Genomic DNA, 18,195 nt, shown 5'->3' with positions numbered 1-18,195 from the left:
AACGCAAGACGCTCCGGCCGTTATTCGGCGGTTGGGTTCGCTTGCGTCGTAACGAATAGGCCTTCGGTGATCATCAGGCTCATCGCGGCGACGAGTTCACTCGTTTGCGTGTCGTCGGCGCGAAGACGGTCAGCACGCCAGTTCAAAGCCAGGATGCCGTTCATCGACGCCCACAGGACCGTTGCCGCCACCGTCGGATCCAGATCGGGTTTGATGCTGCCGTCGGCCATGCCGTCGGCAATAGCATCGGCGAGTTTGCCGTTCTGTTCGGCCACCAGTTCCGCGATTCGGTCCAGGGCATCAGGCTCGTTCGGCGGGTCGACGAGCAACCGGAATTGATGCGGACGCTCAACCGCGAACCGGGCGTAGGCCTCGCCGGCTCGACGGATCCGGTCGACCGGTGATCCCGGGGCTGAATACGCAGCATCCATGTACTGACGATTGTCGACGAACGCGCGCTCCGCGACCGCAACCAGCAAGGCCGACCGGCCTCCCACACGGTTGTAGATCGTCTGCACCGCCACGTCGGCGCGTTCCGCCACTGCATCCAGGGTCAGCGCTGCCGAACCGGATTCGAGCATGACGTGCTCTGCAGCATCGACGATGCTCTGACGGGTCGCCGCCGCCCGTCTCACGGTTCGAGACACGCTATCCGATGTCACCGCGATGACAATACCTAAAGCTCGAAATACCATCCATAGTTGGAACCTATTCCAACCATGGAACCCCTTCCATGTAAGGTGTGTCTTGAACCACACCGCACCGGACAGTGTCGGTGCCCTCACAAGACAAACGCTTCGGCGTGAAAGGCAACTTCATGGACCGTCTCAACGTCACCTTCAGCTCACAGTCATCGACGTGTGCGGGTTGGTTCTATCGCGCAGACGTCGAGAACCCAGCCCCGTGCATTGTGATGGCGCACGGGCTCGCGGGGGTCAAGGAGATGCGCCTGGACGCCTACGCGGAACGATTCCGCGAGCAGGGTTACCACGTACTGGTCTTCGACTACCGGCATTTCGGTGCCAGTGCCGGGTCCCCGCGCCAAATTCTCGACATCGGTAAGCAGCAGGAGGATTGGATAGCGGCGACCGACTACGCCAAGGCCCGAACCGAAGTGGACTCGTCCCGAATCGTGTTGTGGGGATCGTCCCTCTCCGGAGGCCACGTCATGGCCATCGCGAAGCAGGCCAGGGCCGCGGCGGTGATCGCCCAGGTACCGCATACCGACGGGATCGCGTCGCTGCTCGCCATCAGCCCGCTGCAATCGATGAAGCTCACCGCACACGGCCTGTACGACATGGCGCGTTCGGCGGTGGGCCGGAGTCCGCACTACGTGGCAGCGTCCGGACAGCCTGGATCGACGGCTCTGATGACTGCGCCCGAAGCCGCCGGATACCTACAGTTGGTCCCGAGCCAGCATGAATTCGACCAGCGAGTCGCAGCACGATTCGCGTTGAAGATCGGCCTGTACTCGCCCGGTCGATCACTGCGCGACCTCGACGTTCCTGTCCTTGTTCAGGTAGCGATCGCCGACGAGACCACCCCACCCGACGCAGCGATCCGTGCCGGCCGACGCGGCAAGCACGCGCTCGTGCAGACCTACGACTGCGGACACTTCGACCCCTACGTGAACGAGACCTTCGAAACGTTCGTCGCCGACCAGATCCAGTTCCTCGACCGCACCCTCGACCCCGAACAGGAGTCCCCGATGACCCCCACCGTCGTCATCACCGGCGCAGGCGCTGGCATCGGCCACGCAACCGCACACCGGTTCGCATCGGCCGGATGGACACTGTGCGCAACCGATATCGATTCCGGGGCCCTCGACGCGCTCCGCTCCGAACTCGGCGACAAGCACACCTACATGACCCTTGACGTCACCGACAAGGCCTCCATCACAAAGGTTTTCACAGCATTCGCAGCAGAGCACGGCGGCACCTTCGATGCACTCGTCAACAACGCCGGTGTCGCATTCATCGACAACTTCGAAGAACTCACCCTCGAACAACACGAACTCGTCACCCGTGTCAACGTCAACGGAGTCCTCAACTGCACGTACCTCGCCTACCCCCACATCTCGAAGACGGGAAACGGCAAGGTGATCAACATGTGCTCCCTCTCCGCCGAGTACGGCATCCCCAGCGAGGCAACATATTCGGCTAGCAAGTTCTGGGTACGAGGCTTCACCGAAGCCATCAACATCGAGTGGGAACGCCACAACATCCACGTATGCGACATCATGCCCAACTTCGTGGCGACGCCGATGATGGACGACGCCCACGGCGACATCGTCGACTCCATCGGCATCAACCTCACCGCCGACGAGGTCGCCTCCACCATTCTCACGGCCGCCACAGACCGCACTCGGGTTCATTGGGTGGTCGACACCGCCAAAATGAAACTCGTCCGCGCAATCACCAACAACACACCCGCCCGCCTCCATCGCCGACTGATCAAGAGCTTCGCCGGATTCTGACGACCCGCGGCGTAGCCGCGGTGAAACGAGTCCTCGAGCGTGAGACAGGAATGCCGGATGGATCGCCATTCCGTAGCAACTGCGGTGTCGAGCAGGAACGCGTGTTTGCCACCGTCCCATGCTGCGTTCACGAATCCGCACAGCACAGTGCCATGGAAGGCACCGACCCACGACTTGCTGTGTCTGTGCAACCGAGATCCCCACGGCACCAACTCGTAGTTCCCCCCGAACGCATCGTGATGGAGCTGCGAAAGCTGGACATCATCGACGTCGAAGCGGACTCGGAAATCGATAGCCATGCCGAACAGCATAGAAATGTTGACGATAGCCCGCATTCGGTCATGGAACAACGTTCCAGTTGTGACAGGATCGGCGCATGCCAGAGAAGAAGCCGACACCAGCGCGACGTTCCGATGCCCTGTCCAAAGTGCGCATCGTGCAGGCAGCGATCGAGATGCTCGACGAGGGCGGCACCGACGCTCTGACGTTTCGCACCCTCGCCGCACACCTGTCCACGGGCGCCGGAGCGCTCTATCACCACGTCGGCAACAGAGAAGATCTGCTCGCGGCAGCGGCCAAAGCCGTCATGGCGTCGGTGTTGGAATCCTCGCCCGAGAACGAGTCGACAGAGCAGGGCGTTCGCGGCGTGATGATGAGGGTGTTCGACATGATCACCACGCGGCCATGGGTGGCGACGCAACTCGCCGGCGCACCGTGGCAGCCGGCCGTCATGCATCTGTTCGACCGCATCGGAACCGAATTGGACGTACGCGGAGTTCCGGAGAATGCGCAGTTCGACGCCGCGTCCGTGCTCATGTACCACGCCCTCGGGGCCGCGAGTCAGCGCGATGCCGGGAGGCAACTGGCCGCCACGGTGACGGACCGCGCGACATTTCTCGACTCCACACGCTCGGCGGTGACGGCTACCGGCGACTATCCGTTCCTGACCCGAATCGCGTCACAATTCGCCGAACATGATGATAGAGAACAGTTTCAGGCCGGCGTCGACATCATCCTGGCCGGTATCGACCGCACTAGCGCAAGACGATGAAGACAGCGCACAGGAGAAATACTCCGGCGGTGGTTCGGTCCACTATGCGTTGACCACCGCGGTCGAAGAAGCGACGAAGGCGCATTCCAGCGAAACCGTAGAGCCCGATGATCACTGCCATGACCGTGGTGAGGGTGAGTCCGAGCAACAGATAGTCCTCGACGTGCACGTGTGAGAGGTCGATGACGCCGGGGAGTAGCGCAACATAGAAGCCGATGGCCACCGGATTGGACATGGTGAGCATGATTCCGAGGCCAACACTGTGAGCTCGGCGGGGCGTGTCGCGTGTGGGCACTGATAGCGCCGGCGCTCCGGCTGTCCTCCACTTTTTCGCGGCGAGGTAACAGAGGTACCCAGCGCCGGCCCAGGTGAGGACGCGAAGGGTCGGCTCGTAGGCCGCCGTCGCCGCGGCGAGTCCTGCCATGGCCATGCCGAGGAGAGTCAACTTTCCGACGACGATGCCGGCGGCCAGTCCAGGAACGCCCCGGAACCCGGAGTCGAGGGATCGAGCCATCACCGCAACAACTTCGGGGCCGGGGGTGGCAGCTGATGCCGCGAACACTCCGGCGAACAGCGCGATATCGGCAATGCCGATCACTGCCCGTCGCCGTCGACAGTGCGCGATGCGATCCGCGTCGATGCCGTCACGTGCCGGGGGTGTTGATCGAGCCAGTCGAGGACGGTCTGCGCGTGTCGGTCCGGTGGGAACACAGGGTAGAACACGTGCTCGATGCTTCCCCCGGTGATGACGAGAGCAAGTCGTCGGTAGACCGTGAGATCCTCTGTGCTGAACGTCGGTAGTCCAATCACGTCGTGCAGAATCAGTTCACTGTCGGTGAGCAGCGGATAGGGAAGTCGCAGTGCGCCAACCAGTTCCGATTGATACTCGACGGGTTGGCTCGAGAGTCCATAGACCGCGCTGATCCCGGCCTGCACCAGCTCTGCATAGTGGTTACGCATGTCGCAGTTGTGCGGGCTGCATCCGCGGGCACCGGGGATGGCGTCCCAACCGTCGGGCATGTCGTGCCCTGGTGCACCGGTCATCGGAAATACATAGACCAGGACACGGCCCGTTCCGAGGGCGGAGAGGTCGACGTGGCCACCGTCGGTGGACGGTAACCGGGTGGTCGGCATTGCCACCCCGTGCAGATGATCGGTTGCTCCGTCGTCGTGTGGGACGTCGAGGTCGGCCGGCAGTGGGGCGAGATTGGGATTGTGCGCATCGGCGGTGGCCCACTCGTCGGCCATTCGTGCGCTTGCCTCGGCAAGGTTGGCGACCAGCGCGACGCGTTGGCGGTCGAGGTCGTCGATGGCCTGTTCGACCCGCTGAATCGCCCGGCGATACCCCGACAGCGAGGCGGGGCAGGTGTCCGCGTGCAGACTTCCGGCGTTCAGGCAGTCGATGAACGGGTGCATGTCCGCGAGCGGAATTCCGAGTGCATTCAGGCGGTGGATCTGCGCGACGACTCGAACCTGGTGGCGGTCGTACATGCGGTAACCGTTGGCGGCCCGTTCGGGGACAACGAGATTCAATGCCTCGTATCCGCGCAACGCCTTCGACGAGGCACCGGTCTCGCGGGTCACATCTCCAACACTCAGCAGGTCGTCCATCTCCGTACCGTAAACCCGGCCCCCAGGGGACAGGTCAAACGCGAAACGCGACCGCGAGCTTCCGCCTACTTGACAGCATTGGAACTGTGTTCCATTCTTAGTTGGAACAGTGTTCCAACTAAGAGCGGAGACAGTCATGGGTTCATCCATCTCGATCATCGGTGCAGGACTCGGCGGCCTGGTGCTGGCACGGGTACTGCACGTGCGCGGAATCGCCGCGACGGTCTACGAGGCCGACGCCACGCCTGACGTGCGCACCCAGGGCGGGCAGCTCGACATCCACGAGGAGGACGGGCAGGTCGCCCTCGCCGCGGCCGGGCTGACCGAACAGTTCCGCGCCATCATTCACGAGGGAGGCGAAGCGACTCGCGTCCTGCGTCCGAACGGTGAGGCTCTACTCGACGAAGCCGACGACGGCACCGGCGGTCGACCGGAGGTACTGCGCGGCGACCTGCGACGCATTCTGCTCGACTCACTGCCGGATGCCACCGTTCAGTGGGGGCACAAGCTCACCTCCGTGCGCCCACTGGGCAACGGGCAACACACACTCGAGTTCGCGAACGGCGTCACTACAGTCAGCAATCTGCTCGTCGGCGCCGACGGCGCGTGGTCACGAGTCCGCTCTCTGCTCTCGGCTGCCCAACCCACCTACGTGGGCACCGTCTTCGTCGAGACCTACCTCCACGATGTCGACGTACGTCACCCCGCGACGGCCCGTGCAGTCGGCGGTGGCGCGATGTTCGCCCTCACACCGGGCAAGGGGATCTCCGTACATCGCGAGGCCGGCGACATCCTGCACACGTACGTTCAGCTCACCCGTAGCTCCGACTGGATCGACGCGATCGACTTCACCGACACCGACTCCGCCAAAGCCGCGATCGCAGCCGAATTCGACGGTTGGGCACAGGAATTGACAGCGCTGATCACCGACGGCGAGACCGCGCTGGTTCCCCGCAAGATCTTCACGCTCCCCAACGACCACCGCTGGGATCGCACGCCGGGAGTAACACTCGTGGGCGATGCCGCACACCTGATGCCTCCCTCCGGAGACGGCGCGAATCTCTCGATGTTCGACGGTGCCGAACTCGCTCTCGCCATTGCCGATCACCGCGACAACATGGACGAAGCGCTCTCCGTCTACGAGAAGTCCCTGTTCACCCGAAGTGAAGCGGTGGCCATCCAGTCACACGAAACGCTCGACCTCTGTCTCGGGGAACGCTCCCCGTTCGGAATGATCGACCTGATCACCGGCGTCACCCCTGTGAGCTCGGGTGATCGTCTCTCGCAGTAGCAGGTTCACCGTCCGACGCCGTATCGAGCGCGAGGGCTGCAAGCAGCCGCAAGCCGTCCTCGCTGGCACTGCCGGCCGCGGCGCTCAGGACGATCATCTCCATTCCGGGCTCACCCGGCAGAGCGAAATACTCCTGATGAAGTTCCAACAGACCCACCAACGGGTGGCGGTAGGCCTTACGCCCGTGCGTCCGAGCGCACACGTCAGCGCGAGCCCACAGTCGACGGAATCGGTCACTGCCCATCGATAATTCGCCGATCAGCGACGCCAACTGCGGGTCATCCGGACACTGCCCCGCAGCGAGCCGAAGGTGTCCGACCACATCCATGGTGCAGCTGTTCCAGTCGTCGTACAGCCCCTGCTCGGTTTCCTCGAGAAAGATGTGCCGCGCAGTGTTCAACCCCGGGATCGGTTGGCCGTACAGCACACGCGCAAGTCGGTTGCCGGCAGGCGTATTCATGCGGTGATCCATGATGAATGCATGCGCTCCCTCGACCAGATCGAGGCCGCCCAGAAGTTCCGGTCGCACGCGCCCCTTCGGGGTCTTCGCAGGTCCACGACGTCGACGGGCGAGCCGATCCAGGTGCGCCCGTTCGGTGTCGTCCAAAGCGAACACCCGCGCCAGAGCGTCGAGAATCTGGTCGGATGGCTGTGTGGCGCGGCCCTGTTCGAGGCGAACGTAGTAATCGATGCTGACGCCCGACAGGTGGGCGACCTCCTCGCGCCGCAGCCCGTCGACGCGGCGATACCGGTCGACGGGGATTCCGACCGACGCCGGATCGACACGGGACCGCCGAATCCTCAAGAAGTTCGCCAAATCGTCCACACCTGAAGTATCCCCCGGACTCGTCGGTCGAGAGTGGTACCGCCGATACCAGGAACACCGACCACAGGACATCGCGCCCCTGAACGAGACGGGCAGAACGAGACAGGGTGAAGGCGTCACTCGAACACAACTCGACAACAGGGAGCACCCGTGAATACGCTCATCGTCTACGCCCACCCAGAACCACAGTCGCTCAACCACTCCCTCAAGGATCTGGCCGTCACCACGTTGGAAGCCGCCGGTCACGAAGTGCGGGTGACCGATCTCTACGGATCGAACTGGAAGGCCGCACTCGACGCGTCGGACTACGGCCCTGCCGCGTCCTCGCCACTGCGGGTGGCTGCAGATTCCGGACGGGCCTTCGACACCGGCGCTCTCACGTCCGACGTCCGCATCGAGCAGGAGAAGCTGTTGTGGGCCGACACCATCATCTTCCAGTTCCCGCTGTGGTGGTACTCGATGCCCGCGATTCTGAAGGGGTGGGTCGATCGAGTGTTCACCTACCACTTCGCTTATGGCGTCGGCGAACACAGCGACACCAAGTACGGCGAGCGCTACGGCGAAGGAACCCTCGCCGGCAAGAGAGCGCTGCTGTCGGTCACCGTGGGCGGCCCGGAAGCCCACTACTCCGATCGGGGCATCAACGGCCCCATCGACGACCTGTTGTTCCCCATCCACCACGGGATCCTCTACTACCCGGGGATCGACGTTCTGCCTCCGTTCGTCGTCCACGGATCCGATCGATTAACGGCCGAGGAGTACGCAGTTGCCGCGAAGCACTGGGAACAGCGACTACTCGAACTGGAGACAACCGAACCAATAGCGTTCAGGAAACAGAACTTCGGCGACTACGAGATGCCGTCCCTTCGTCTCAAAGAGGGCCTCGAACAACCCGGGCAGTCGAGTTTCGCCTTGCACGTGCGGCCACCGGTCACGCCCGACGAAGGACGTCGCGTGTGAGCTCGAGCTGGCCGAGGTGCTGGGACAGCTCGCACACCAAACGTGCCAACACCCACTCCGGGGCCCTTCGACCTGGCAGAGGATGCCGATCGGCCCTGTCGCGCCGAATTGCCGCTTCCTAGCGTGGAGGGGAACCGAGGAGGTCACATGAACTACGACGTCACCATCGACCACGAGAGCGGCCGGTTCCTGGCCGTGCACGCCTTCGAGGCCAAGCCTCAGGAGATGGCCGAGAAGCAGGGACAGGCGTTCGGGACAGTCGCCGCGCACCTCGCGGCCATCGGTGTCCCCATCGAGGGGTCGGCCGTGTCCTGCTATGAGATGCGCGACAACACCTTTCACGTGTCGTCGGGATTCGTCGTGGGCGGGCCGATCGCGCCCGGCGACGGGGTCGGGTCGCTCCAGCTCCCCGACATCGACGTCGCGAGCACCACGCACATCGGCCCCTACGAGCAGCTCGGCCTCGCCTACGCTGCCCTGGAGGAGGGCACCGAAGCGAAGGGCCGGCACGTCGACGAGTCCGCAATGATGTGGGAGGAGTACCTCACCGGTCCCGACTCCCCACCCGAGGAGATCACCACGGTAATGCACTGGCCGCTGGAAACGGCCGCTGCCTGAAAGGTGGTTCGGACGGTGGCGGGTACTTCACCACTGGAGGACACGGGCAGTCGAGTTTCGCCGTGCACGTGCGGTCGTGATCACTTGTCGCCGAGCGTATTTCTGCGCTGCCGATGGTTGGCCACGTTGATCCGGTTGCCGCACAGATCGGGCATGCAATAGCGGCGTCGACCGCCGCGGCTGACGTCGACGAACACGCCGTTGCATGTCGGTGACGCGCACGCGCGGAATCGCTCGAACCCGAGAATCCGCAGAGCACTCAGCAGGGCGTAGCCCGTGAACACGGTCAACTCCTCCGCCACGGTGCCGACGCTCTCGGTCGTTGCTTGCCATCGCCACACGATGCCGTCCGGCTGGACGAGTTCGACGTGATGCCGAACCGTCGACAGCAGCTCGTGCGTGAGGTCGACCAACTCCCCCGGCGACGAGGCGTCGACAATCGGTCGCAAGCGCTCACGTAGCGCCCGGACCTGTTCCAGATCGCGTTCGTCGAGCGCTTCTGTTCGTACGTCGTTGTCGGCGAGGAACGCCTGTAGCGCCTGCGGGTCGCGCAACTGGTCACCGGCGACCACCCACACCGTCGGGGAGGTGTTCACCAGTTCCGTCGCGAACGCAGCACCGTGGGTGTAATCGTCCAAGAGGGCTTGCACCCCTTACCTCCTGTCGCTACCGTAACCGAATAAGGCCACTTTACTCCCTTACGGACGGAATCCGGCATGACGACGCGACAGCACTGCAGCTCCACCGCCGACGGCTACGGACATCCCCTGACCGATCATCTTGCCGATGCACGCGATCACCTACGCCGGGCCGCGACGTCCGCGTCTCGGGCGCCTCTGGCTGGCGCCGACTTGTACTGGGCCTTAGGGATACTCGCCCAATGCACGTCGGCCGCCAACGACGTCATCGAGAGGATCGGGGTCGACGCAGGCCAGCAGCTGCCCGACGGTTCGAATGCGAACAAGTCCGATCCGACCACGACGGCTCGCGACACCGCACTGGTCTCCGCGGTCCTATCCCTCGCTACCGCATCGGCCCGTTGCGGACCGGTGACAGCCGCGGTTACGGATGCGCAGATCGCCGTCACCGACCTTGTTGCCACGGCGGGTCCGCGCCCAAAGTTGGCAGGGGTCACGCTCGACGAAGGACGTCGCGTGTGAGCTCGAGCTGGCCGAGGTGTTGGGACAGCTCACGCACCAGGTGTGTCAACACCCATTCCGGGGTGGCGGTTGCCAGCTCTGGACGCGTGGAACCCATGACGGTCCGATCACGAATCCCCTCGCGCAATGCCATATCCACCCACTCGGGCAGACGCGTACGAACGTCGTCGACCCGTGTGATCAGGTCATCTACCCAGCCGGTGGCCGTGAATTCGGTGGCGCGGTCCCGCGGAAGTTTCAGGCCGGCGATCACCGAGCCTCCCCAGTGCTCTATCACAGCGACACAGTGGAAGACGATGGCGTACGGACTGTTGGCACCCGGCAGATCCGGTGTGGTGTTGGCCAGCTCGTCACCCAGGCCCCTGAGGATTTCCGTCATCGACGACAGACTTTCGCCGATGATCACGAGAGTGGCGTCGGCCATGCGTCTTTCGATGTCGTCCTGCATCACCGGACCGTACACCTGACCCTCTCCCCTACCCAGTGTCGATGGCGTCTCGATAGCTCGTTTGCCACCATCCCGCCTCGAATAGGAGAGAGGATGGGGCCATCGCCGGATTCCGAAACCAGTGGAGGTTGTCATGGCAAGACTTGTACAGCGGCTTGCAGTGTGCGGTGCGGTGATGGTCGGTGCGGCGTTCACGTCAACTGAAGTGGCGTCCGCGGAGGTGACGATCCCGTTTCAATTCAACCCAGCGCCCTACGGAAACCCCAGGGGCAGTGTCGATTCACCCCCGAGCAATTGTGCCGTGGTGGTCGGCGAGCAACCCGGGATCGCCAAGGTCACCGACGTCCCGAACGCGAACACCGGCTGCTACCTCATTTCCGACGTGCGCTGGGTGAACTTGACTACCGGGGCCAGTGGCAACGCCCGATTGTCCGACGCCCTCTTCGGATCCCCGCACGAGGCAATTGTGTACAGCGGGCCAGGGCAAGTGGTACTCGTCGGACTACCGACTTCCGCAACCACCGTGCCGGGGTTCGCGACGTTCTACGTTCCGTAGCCATTCGAGAAGGTATCGACCGCAGAACGTAGGACAGCACAATCGGGCGAGGGTGGTTTAGATTAGGGCATCCAAACTACGCTTGAAGGAGACTCGATGAATCCCGTGGTGAATCGGCGGACTGCATTATCGATGACGTTCGTGTCGGTCGCCGGTCTCGTCGTTGCCGGCTGCGCCAACGGCTCGGCGGAACGTTCGGATGGTTCGAGCTCGACGGCGAACGTCGAAAGCGGCGCGTTCCCCGTGACGATCGAGCACAAGCTCGGTTCGACGACCATCGTCGATGCCCCGACTCGTATCGCCGCCGTGGGCATCGGCGACTCCGACGTGCTGCTGTCATTGGGTTTGACGCCCGTGCTGGTGCCGGTGTGGAAGGGCTCGACCGACGACGGCATCGGCATCTGGGCCGAACCGACCGTGCAGGGCGACGAACCGGTAGCACTCGCGAACGCCACGACCGAGTTCGATGTGGAGACGATTGCCGCCGCTGCCCCCGATCTGATCATCGCCGTCAACAACGCGATCGACGAGGACGTCTACGCGCAACTCAGTGCGATCGCGCCGACGGTGCTGCACGCTGCGGGTCAGACCGATTGGGTGCTGCCGTGGCAGGAGGTGACCACCAGAATTGGGCGTGCGGTGGGTTTGCCGAGCGCCGCTCAGGCCGAGGTCGATCGCGTCGAAGCCCTTGTGGCGCAGTCTCGAACCGACAATCCGCAGTTCGTCGGCAAGACGGCTGCATTGGTCATCAGGTGGAGTGACGGCAAGCTACGGGCGTTCAGTCCCGACTCGGCGCGGGCCCAGCTGTTGACCGCACTCGGCTTCGAGGCACCCGCCGCATTGGCGTCCCAATTCGAAGGCAAGCTGAACACCGAACTGTCGGCGGAAAGCTACAGCTTGCTCGACTGCGACTACCTCTTCTTCGACAATTACGAACTCCACCGCGAGTCCATGGAATCGCAGGAGACATTCACCAATCTGGGCGTCGTGCGCAACGGTGGATTGATCGCGCTGGATCCGATTGTCTCCGACGCAGTGTCGATGCCGAATCCGCTGACCATCCCGTTTGTGCTGTCTGCGTTCATCGACGACATCAAGGCTGTCGACGCGGCCAGATAGCGTCGGACATCGACGACCACACACCGAGCACGACGGCAGGCGCGGCGATGCAGCCGGCGACCACCAACCATGGGGTCGCCGCTGCAACGCTGCCGTCGTCGAGGCGATCGTAGAGATACCCGACGCCGATCGTGCCGATCAGCGACAGACATCCACCGATGGTGTTGAGCAGTCCGAAATGTGCTCCGAGATAACGTTCTCCGGCAATTCGGGCCAGTGTGTCTCGCATCGACGGCACCATCAACATCTGCCCCAGATGCAGTAGTGCAATCCACGCTGCAATCTGCACGTACGGCCACACCGAGTCGGTCATGATGCCTGGCCCTAGCGCCGGAATGACGAACGACGCCGCCATCACGGCCAAGCCGATGGTTGTTGCGGCTCGCGATCCCATCCGTGCCGCAACCGCCACCATCGGCCGCTGACCGACGATCACCAGTACCGCTGCCCCCACGTAGAACCAGCCGAGCAGATCCCGAGAGCCGATGCTCAGCGAAAGTTGCTCGGGCAGCATCAGATACAGCTGAGCGAGCGCGACGAACTGTGCGCTGCACAGCGTGGCCAGGACGACATAGCGTCGATTGCCCAACACCACACGCCAGACCCGGGTGATGGAAGTACCGACGATACTGCCGGTTTCGATTGTCTTGGGGAACAGAAAGTAGAACCCGAACCACATGCCGGCGAACAAGATTGCGGCCACGGCGGTGGACGCCGAGAACGGGAACACCAGGAGCACCGCCCCCAACGCGGGCCCGAGCACGGTGCCGAGCCGACTGCTCATCTGCTCATAACCGAACAGTTCGGTGCGCTTGATAACGCCCGAGTCTTCGAGCTGTCGACCGATATCAGCGTTGGCCGATTCCACCGCGGGCGCGAACAATGCTGCGGCGAAACCGATCAGCAGAATCCCGACGATCACAGCGGGGAGGCTGCTCGCAAGCGCCAGCACAACGAACCCGACGATGCGTATTGCTATGCCCCACAGAATGACCGGTCGACGACCGAAGCGATCGGCGATGCTGCCGCCGAGAAAGAACATGCCCTGCTGACTGAACGTGCGCAGACCCAATACGAGCCCGACGATCCAACTTGCGAATCCGAGTTCTTCGGACAGATGCACCGCCAGAAACGGAACCACCAGATAGAAGCCGACATTGAACAGCACCATCGATGCCAGCACGAGCTTGACCACCGACGGAAGGTCTCGTAGCCGACCTCGCGCCGACGCACCACCGACTCCAGGGTTGATCGTCACGAACGTCGACACTACTGGCGCGACGGTCGGTGCGGTCCCCTCCGTCTCGGACCGAGCCGGATCCTCCGCCGAATCGAGATTAACCACGTGGTTACGCGGCGCGATTTCCTATATTCCGCCTGAAACCAACCAGCAACAAGGTGGTCGTAGATTCCTTGCTAGCTGGACCGTGAGCACCACTTGTCTTTCGTGGCGACCGAATGCGGGAACCAGACTCAACTATCGACCATGGGGAACATATGACACAGCCGACGAACAAGGTATCTCTCGAAGTTGCCGACTCCAATCGAATGTCATGGGAGACACTGACGGTCTCGCAGATCGGTGCGGAAATTCCTTTCAAGTCACTGTTTGCGGATCCCGACACGGGCATGCAAGTGATGCTCCTACGCTATGCCGCCGGTTTCACCAATACCTGGCACACGCACCCGTGCGCACACGGAATGTACGTCCTGGACGGCATCCTGAAGACCCACGAAGGCGAATACGGGCCGGGCAATTGGGTGTGGTTTCCAGAGGGCGGTTGGATGGAACACGGTGCGACAGAGCACAACGACGTCACCTTCTTGTTCGTCACCAACAAGCCGTTCGCAATCTGCTACGAGTCCGACTCCGACCACCCATACCCGATGGCCGTGACCGCCAACTGACGTTTGTCGGCCCGGCGTAGATGCCAACCGAGCATCGGGAGTCTGCCACGATGTACCGGTGCCATCTATCGATCCGTTCCATGCCCTCGTTCTGATGAACGCCGTATTCGCCTCAGCAGCATGGTCTCTGGCCAGGCCGTCGTGGCCCGCGGCGATATCACTGGGCGTCGTCTCGGTGCTGTGGCTGTTCTTCAACGCCCCCATCGAAGGCAGAACGTTGTACGTGGTCGACGCAGAGAGAGGTCTCACCGAGTCCGACTTCCTCACACTCGCTGGGCTGGTGCTGGCCGCAGTGACGATTGTCAGGGTCCGGCGCGGACGGCCCGATCACGCACCGAACAGCAGGAACAATCCACCGAATGTGTAGAGCACCATCACCACCATCATGGCGAGTTGACCGGTAGCCGCGTGTTCTTTCGGCAAAGTTCGCAGCGAGGCGTCGTGGGCGAGGGTGATGCCCACCAGGTGCCCCACCACGACCGCCAGGACGGCGATGCCGGCGACGACCGACGGGTGGTTGGACAGGACGTAGGAGACCGATGCATCCTGCAGCCCGAGTACATTCGCGCCGTTGCCCAATGGATCCGACAGCGAAATGATTGTCTGCTGGCCCTTTTCGACGAAGTACGTGAGGTAGTGAGCCGTCACGTAACCCACCACGATCGGGATCAGGGAATGGGCGAGCAGGCCGGGTAGCGCGGCACGGCGAACACGCGACACTCCCCCGGTGGCACGGGCCGCAGACCAGAACGCCGCTCCGACAACGCAGATGACGGCAATCAACCCGAGAGTTCTGGTCGGCACCGATCCGAGAGCGGAATCGTCGACCAGCGAACGCCACGCCGGTATCTGCCCGATGCTGTCGAAGGCGGTGGACCCGAGCAGAACGGCGAGTACGGCCACTGTCCCCCGCTGCACCGGCAGGCTCACGGCACCGTCGAGCGGTGATCGCAGCGCCAGCAGGCCGGACGCGGCATCTCGGGTGAGTGGAGACAACCGAGATACGGTGTCGCTGTACACCTCGAAAGGGTCTGCCCGAGAGAACCATTCGTCGCCGAAGATCGCCGCACCGACCGCCATCGACACGACGTATACCGCGCACCACAGACGAACGGCCGATACCGAGCCCGAGTCGGGTGAGGCCAGTTCGAGCCAGACGAACGCAAAGAGACCGACAACGGCTGGTACGCAGCCCCATTCACGACGGTAGGCGACCATTGCCGCCGACGTCGGACGACGCAACAGGCCGCACACGACGCGGTGTACTGCCCGCATCGGAGACACGATTCGCCAGAACGGCCCGAACAGCAGCGACGCCGGAACGATGCCCACCCACACCAGAACGTAGAAGGTGCCGAGCAACGCGTTGCTGGAATCCTGTGGCCCCCACACCGATGCTGCGGAGACAGTGCCCGCCAGCAGCACCGACAAGGTCCCGACGAGTCCCCGGACGATCGCCGAATCAGCCACCACCGTCGTCCGCGGCAACGCCACGACGACACGCGTGGGGTCGAGCCTGGGGCGACGCCACGCGAACAGCAGCAGCACGAACGACGCCGCCAGCGCCCACGCCCCTCCGATCAGGGCGTAGGTGACCGGGATCGGCAGATCGGTCGATCCGCCGAGGCCGTGGGCGAGAATCACGGACGAACGACGAGCGTGGCGACGGTGCGATCGCTGTGGTGCAGTTCGATATCCACCTGTCCGGGCACATCGACGGTGAACGTGAACAGCTGATCTTTGCCCGGCTCGATCTCGAAGGTGTGCTCGGGAACCGAATGCACATGCAGTTCGTCGGTTATATCACTGCTGATCGACATCGAAATCGACTGCCCCACAGAGGCGTCGAGGCGTTGATTGGTCGGTTCGACCGTGTCGCCGACGATCGAGACATTCATCCGCAGGGTATCGGGCTGCGCGGACACCGACGCGGTGGAGTCGGTGCTGGGCACCGGTTCTGCCGCGGTGGGCGAGGTACCGGACGACGATCCGCAGCCGGCCATCAGCGCCACCGTTGCACACCCGATGATCGCTGCCCGCAGTGGCGACGGTCCCATGTCAGTGCTCTCCTTCTTGTTCGAGTTTCTCTGCGCGCTCCGCCCGGCGGTCCTTCCTGACGACGTACAGCACCGCGGCCACGATGATCAACGCAGGCGCGACCGCCGGAATGGCCAGCACCACAGAGTGATCGGCGAGATAGACGACGTCGGATGCTGCCGTCATACGGAGCTCGAATCCAGCGTCCTGCGGGACACCGATGCTCCCGGGGTCTCGGTACTGATGCGCACTGCGCCCCACGACAGAGCCCAGATCAATGCCAGAGTGCAGACGAGCACAACCAGTGATGCGGCACCGAACAGCCACGCCGGGTGATCGAAGCTCCGCTCACGCTGCAGCAGCGCGGTCTCGCTCTGCAGCTGCCGTGTGAACTGGGCGTCGGCCGAGACCTCGGATGCGCCGATGCCGGGATCGGCCGCCATGAAGATCGGCGTTCCGGTCAACGTTCGACCGTCCTGGATACGCAGGAACGTCTTCCACGTTCCGTGCGCCGGAACCGGACGGGTCGACTGATACATCCCGGGCCCGGTTCGTTCGAGACGATCGACGACCAGACCACGCAGAGTGTCACCGGCTCCCTGCCATGCCAGGATTGCCACCCACTCGGGGTCGTCGGACACCAGATCGGCTGGATCGAGACGGACCGTCGCCGTCACCATGCGGCCACCGTCCTGCGGCGCGGCATCGGCGAGAGTGACCGTCGCCGTTGCGTTTTCCGGTACGTCGATCATCAATCCGTTGGCTGTCGCGCCGCCGAGGACGAGTACCAACGCGACGACGATCGTGCGCCGGACGGCAGGTGCCGGTAGCCCGTCCCCGCTGAGCAGTTGCGCGAACAGTCCCGCCGTCAGCCCACACATGACGCCGACGGGTACTGCCATCGCGAGTGCCTCGACCCACATCGACGTCGGCCACGGGTAGACGAATACCGCGTCGATCCACAATGATTCGAGCCACAGGCCCACGGTTGCGGCAGCGAATCCTGCGAGCATTCCGAATCGAAGTCTGTGCACCACGAGCGGAGTGAGACCGACGAGTTCGACCACCACCGCGATCCCGAGGAACAGCGCGAAGACGTTGTGCGGTTCACCCAGAACGGGACCGACGACGAATGCCGTCAGCTCGCGAATGACCGCGGCGAATGCGACGACGAACAGAGTCGCGCCCCGTCCCACGACAAGTCGTGCGGCGACGAGTGCGAACGCGCCGGCACCGACGATGAGCATCGGTTGGAACACCAACCGGAACTGCTCGACTCCGAAGTCGAATTCGATCTGGAACACCGACAGTCCGATGAGGAGGCCACCGAATGCGCTGGCTTTGAGAATCCAGGACAACACCGAGCGTCTGGGGCCCTGCGCAGTTTCGTCCACCTCGTCGGGGGACGTCTGCCGTGCTGCGGCGAGCGCCAGTCTGCCTTCGTGCTCGAGCAGCAGGACGCCGATCAGAGACAGTCCGGCACCGCCGATCAGCATCAGGTGCGTCGGCCCCCACAGCGTGACGTCCTGGCCGAAGATGCGGTGCCAGATGTCATCCAACGGAAAACCGATGAGCGCATACAGTCCACTGCCCGCGATCAGCAGACCACCCGTGGGCGCGTACCAGGTGCGGGTGATCTTGACGGCCGCGCGACCGGGCTTCTCGTCGAGCGGCAGGATGATCGCAAGCGCGCCCGCGATGAACAGGAAGAACAAGCCGACCAGGATGAAGTAGTGGGCCGGGTTGGCCAGTGGTCCCTCGTCGCGCCCTCGTCCGATGTGCAGGCTGACGTCCCAGATGAACCCGAAGAATGCCGTCAGGATCGTCGAGACGAACAGGACCAACGGCAGCGCAGCCCAGCCGGGCAAGTTCAGTTTCGATCCCGCGTAGTCCGCCAGCCTCGCCAGCCACGTGATGCGGCGAGTGCGGTGCATGAATGCCAGGTACAGCAGAAACAACGACACGACGGCCGCGGCTGCCGTCATACCGAAGACCTGGTCCAGCGCCGCGCCTCCGCTTTCCGACTGAGCAATGACGTTACCCGTCGTCACACTTACATTGACCATAGCGAGAGTATGGACCACAGGCCGCCGTTTCGGTGGAGTTCGGGACAATCGGTGGCTCGCTGCTCCTC

General features: G+C 63.5%; 21 protein-coding genes. 10 read left to right on the top strand and 11 right to left on the bottom strand.

Translation table 11 applies throughout. The features are described 5' to 3' along the window. Nucleotides 1-20: 20 nt before the first annotated feature. Nucleotides 21-758, bottom strand: coding sequence for a TetR/AcrR family transcriptional regulator (locus K414_RS0108090; protein WP_237606154.1), 738 nt, complete (start codon nucleotides 756-758; stop codon nucleotides 21-23). Between the two features lie 59 nt (nucleotides 759-817). On the opposite strand from K414_RS0108090, the gene K414_RS28485 reads away from it, so the two are divergent. Beyond that, on the top strand, nucleotides 818-2,476 hold the full coding sequence (locus K414_RS28485) for an SDR family NAD(P)-dependent oxidoreductase (RefSeq protein WP_081701555.1): 1,659 nt from the start codon (nucleotides 818-820) through the stop codon (nucleotides 2,474-2,476). 376 nt (nucleotides 2,477-2,852) lie between these two features. Continuing rightward, nucleotides 2,853-3,527, top strand: coding sequence for a TetR/AcrR family transcriptional regulator (locus K414_RS0108075; RefSeq protein ID WP_027495490.1), 675 nt, complete (start codon nucleotides 2,853-2,855; stop codon nucleotides 3,525-3,527). Here K414_RS0108075 and K414_RS0108070 read toward each other — a convergent pair. Together K414_RS0108070 and K414_RS26365 are read right to left on the bottom strand one after the other, a co-directional pair. Then, on the bottom strand, nucleotides 3,511-4,125 hold the full coding sequence (locus tag K414_RS0108070) for a LysE family translocator (protein WP_027495489.1): 615 nt from the start codon (nucleotides 4,123-4,125) through the stop codon (nucleotides 3,511-3,513). The genes K414_RS0108075 and K414_RS0108070 overlap by 17 nt on opposite strands. Further along, complete coding sequence (locus tag K414_RS26365; RefSeq protein WP_051364997.1) at nucleotides 4,122-5,138, bottom strand: redoxin family protein; 1,017 nt, start codon at nucleotides 5,136-5,138, stop codon at nucleotides 4,122-4,124. Before K414_RS26365 ends, K414_RS0108070 begins: the two co-directional genes overlap by 4 nt. 136 nt (nucleotides 5,139-5,274) lie before the next feature. Between K414_RS26365 and K414_RS0108060 the strand changes: the two genes are divergently transcribed. Next, nucleotides 5,275-6,429, top strand: a complete 1,155-nt coding sequence (locus tag K414_RS0108060; protein WP_027495488.1) for an NAD(P)/FAD-dependent oxidoreductase — start codon at nucleotides 5,275-5,277, stop codon at nucleotides 6,427-6,429. Here the strand turns inward: K414_RS0108060 and K414_RS0108055 are convergent. Further along, on the bottom strand, nucleotides 6,392-7,255 hold the full coding sequence (locus tag K414_RS0108055) for a helix-turn-helix transcriptional regulator (RefSeq protein WP_027495487.1): 864 nt from the start codon (nucleotides 7,253-7,255) through the stop codon (nucleotides 6,392-6,394). The genes K414_RS0108060 and K414_RS0108055 overlap by 38 nt on opposite strands. A gap of 150 nt (nucleotides 7,256-7,405) precedes the next feature. On the opposite strand from K414_RS0108055, the gene K414_RS0108050 reads away from it, so the two are divergent. Together K414_RS0108050 and K414_RS28155 are read left to right on the top strand one after the other, a co-directional pair. After that, on the top strand, nucleotides 7,406-8,215 hold the full coding sequence (locus tag K414_RS0108050; RefSeq protein ID WP_027495486.1) for an NAD(P)H-dependent oxidoreductase: 810 nt from the start codon (nucleotides 7,406-7,408) through the stop codon (nucleotides 8,213-8,215). 147 nt (nucleotides 8,216-8,362) lie between these two features. Beyond that, entirely contained in the window at nucleotides 8,363-8,833 is a 471-nt protein-coding gene (locus K414_RS28155; RefSeq protein WP_051364996.1) for a GyrI-like domain-containing protein, read from the top strand. A gap of 80 nt (nucleotides 8,834-8,913) precedes the next feature. Here K414_RS28155 and K414_RS0108040 read toward each other — a convergent pair whose 3' ends face one another. Next, the gene (locus K414_RS0108040; protein ID WP_027495485.1) at nucleotides 8,914-9,483 is read right to left on the bottom strand and encodes a CGNR zinc finger domain-containing protein; all 570 of its coding nucleotides are present in this window, start codon (nucleotides 9,481-9,483) and stop codon (nucleotides 8,914-8,916) included. A 66-nt stretch (nucleotides 9,484-9,549) separates the two neighbouring features. Here K414_RS0108040 and K414_RS26355 point away from each other — a divergent pair, with 66 nt between their 5' ends. Beyond that, nucleotides 9,550-9,993 carry a hypothetical protein gene (locus tag K414_RS26355; protein ID WP_202595053.1) on the top strand — a complete coding sequence of 148 codons (444 nt, stop codon included), beginning with the start codon at nucleotides 9,550-9,552 and terminating at the stop codon, nucleotides 9,991-9,993. On the opposite strand, the gene K414_RS0108030 is transcribed toward K414_RS26355, so the two are convergent. After that, the gene (locus K414_RS0108030; protein WP_080736243.1) at nucleotides 9,965-10,441 is read right to left on the bottom strand and encodes a DinB family protein; all 477 of its coding nucleotides are present in this window, start codon (nucleotides 10,439-10,441) and stop codon (nucleotides 9,965-9,967) included. The genes K414_RS26355 and K414_RS0108030 overlap by 29 nt on opposite strands. Nucleotides 10,442-10,574: 133 nt before the next feature. Between K414_RS0108030 and K414_RS0108025 the strand changes: the two genes are divergently transcribed. Then, a complete protein-coding gene (locus tag K414_RS0108025; RefSeq protein WP_027495483.1) occupies nucleotides 10,575-10,997 on the top strand; it encodes a hypothetical protein in 423 nt (140 codons plus the stop codon). A 96-nt stretch (nucleotides 10,998-11,093) separates the two neighbouring features. Further along, a complete protein-coding gene (locus tag K414_RS0108020) occupies nucleotides 11,094-12,116 on the top strand; it encodes an ABC transporter substrate-binding protein (RefSeq protein WP_037219019.1) in 1,023 nt (340 codons plus the stop codon). Here the strand turns inward: K414_RS0108020 and K414_RS26350 are convergent. After that, nucleotides 12,091-13,374, bottom strand: a complete 1,284-nt coding sequence (locus K414_RS26350; RefSeq protein ID WP_051365332.1) for an MFS transporter — start codon at nucleotides 13,372-13,374, stop codon at nucleotides 12,091-12,093. The genes K414_RS0108020 and K414_RS26350 overlap by 26 nt on opposite strands. A 239-nt stretch (nucleotides 13,375-13,613) precedes the next feature. On the opposite strand from K414_RS26350, the gene K414_RS26345 reads away from it, so the two are divergent. Next, on the top strand, nucleotides 13,614-14,024 hold the full coding sequence (locus K414_RS26345) for a cupin domain-containing protein (protein ID WP_037219017.1): 411 nt from the start codon (nucleotides 13,614-13,616) through the stop codon (nucleotides 14,022-14,024). 58 nt (nucleotides 14,025-14,082) lie between these two features. Next, nucleotides 14,083-14,391 (top strand): hypothetical protein, encoded by a 309-nt coding sequence (locus tag K414_RS0108005; protein WP_027495481.1) that lies wholly within the window; start codon nucleotides 14,083-14,085, stop codon nucleotides 14,389-14,391. Here the strand turns inward: K414_RS0108005 and K414_RS0108000 are convergent. The 4 genes from K414_RS0108000 to K414_RS0107985 are packed head-to-tail and all read right to left on the bottom strand — an operon-like array spanning nucleotide 14,352 to nucleotide 18,127. Beyond that, on the bottom strand, nucleotides 14,352-15,668 hold the full coding sequence (locus K414_RS0108000) for a hypothetical protein (protein WP_027495480.1): 1,317 nt from the start codon (nucleotides 15,666-15,668) through the stop codon (nucleotides 14,352-14,354). The genes K414_RS0108005 and K414_RS0108000 overlap by 40 nt on opposite strands. Next, nucleotides 15,665-16,081 (bottom strand): hypothetical protein, encoded by a 417-nt coding sequence (locus K414_RS0107995; protein ID WP_032367007.1) that lies wholly within the window; start codon nucleotides 16,079-16,081, stop codon nucleotides 15,665-15,667. The genes K414_RS0108000 and K414_RS0107995 overlap by 4 nt, the downstream gene beginning before the upstream one ends. Nucleotide 16,082: 1 nt before the next feature. Further along, the gene (locus K414_RS29335; protein WP_167326471.1) at nucleotides 16,083-16,247 is read right to left on the bottom strand and encodes a hypothetical protein; all 165 of its coding nucleotides are present in this window, start codon (nucleotides 16,245-16,247) and stop codon (nucleotides 16,083-16,085) included. Continuing rightward, a complete protein-coding gene (locus K414_RS0107985; RefSeq protein WP_027495478.1) occupies nucleotides 16,244-18,127 on the bottom strand; it encodes a hypothetical protein in 1,884 nt (627 codons plus the stop codon). The genes K414_RS29335 and K414_RS0107985 overlap by 4 nt, the downstream gene beginning before the upstream one ends. Nucleotides 18,128-18,195: the final 68 nt, after the last annotated feature.

The organism is Rhodococcus sp. JG-3, assembly GCF_000482405.1.
GTDB lineage: Bacteria > Actinomycetota > Actinomycetes > Mycobacteriales > Mycobacteriaceae > Rhodococcoides > Rhodococcoides fascians.
Note: the sequence above shows the minus strand (reverse complement) of the source record. Positions and strands in the feature narration are given on the sequence as shown.

Bases quoted from the DNA above. Each gene is read 5' to 3' on its own strand.
- K414_RS28155 (WP_051364996.1), top strand. From the start codon at position 8,363: ATGAACTACGACGTCACCATCGACCACGAGAGCGGCCGGTTCCTGGCC.
- K414_RS26365 (WP_051364997.1), bottom strand. From the start codon at position 5,138: ATGGACGACCTGCTGAGTGTTGGAGATGTGACCCGCGAGACCGGTGCC.
- K414_RS0108030 (WP_080736243.1), bottom strand. From the start codon at position 10,441: ATGCAGGACGACATCGAAAGACGCATGGCCGACGCCACTCTCGTGATC.
- K414_RS0107995 (WP_032367007.1), bottom strand. From the start codon at position 16,081: ATGGGACCGTCGCCACTGCGGGCAGCGATCATCGGGTGTGCAACGGTG.
- K414_RS29335 (WP_167326471.1), bottom strand. From the start codon at position 16,247: ATGACGGCAGCATCCGACGTCGTCTATCTCGCCGATCACTCTGTGGTG.
- K414_RS0108060 (WP_027495488.1), top strand. From the start codon at position 5,275: ATGGGTTCATCCATCTCGATCATCGGTGCAGGACTCGGCGGCCTGGTG.
- K414_RS0108075 (WP_027495490.1), top strand. From the start codon at position 2,853: ATGCCAGAGAAGAAGCCGACACCAGCGCGACGTTCCGATGCCCTGTCC.
- K414_RS0108025 (WP_027495483.1), top strand. From the start codon at position 10,575: ATGGCAAGACTTGTACAGCGGCTTGCAGTGTGCGGTGCGGTGATGGTC.
- K414_RS26345 (WP_037219017.1), top strand. From the start codon at position 13,614: ATGACACAGCCGACGAACAAGGTATCTCTCGAAGTTGCCGACTCCAAT.
- K414_RS26355 (WP_202595053.1), top strand. From the start codon at position 9,550: ATGACGACGCGACAGCACTGCAGCTCCACCGCCGACGGCTACGGACAT.
- K414_RS0107985 (WP_027495478.1), bottom strand. From the start codon at position 18,127: ATGGTCAATGTAAGTGTGACGACGGGTAACGTCATTGCTCAGTCGGAA.
- K414_RS0108020 (WP_037219019.1), top strand. From the start codon at position 11,094: ATGAATCCCGTGGTGAATCGGCGGACTGCATTATCGATGACGTTCGTG.
- K414_RS28485 (WP_081701555.1), top strand. From the start codon at position 818: ATGGACCGTCTCAACGTCACCTTCAGCTCACAGTCATCGACGTGTGCG.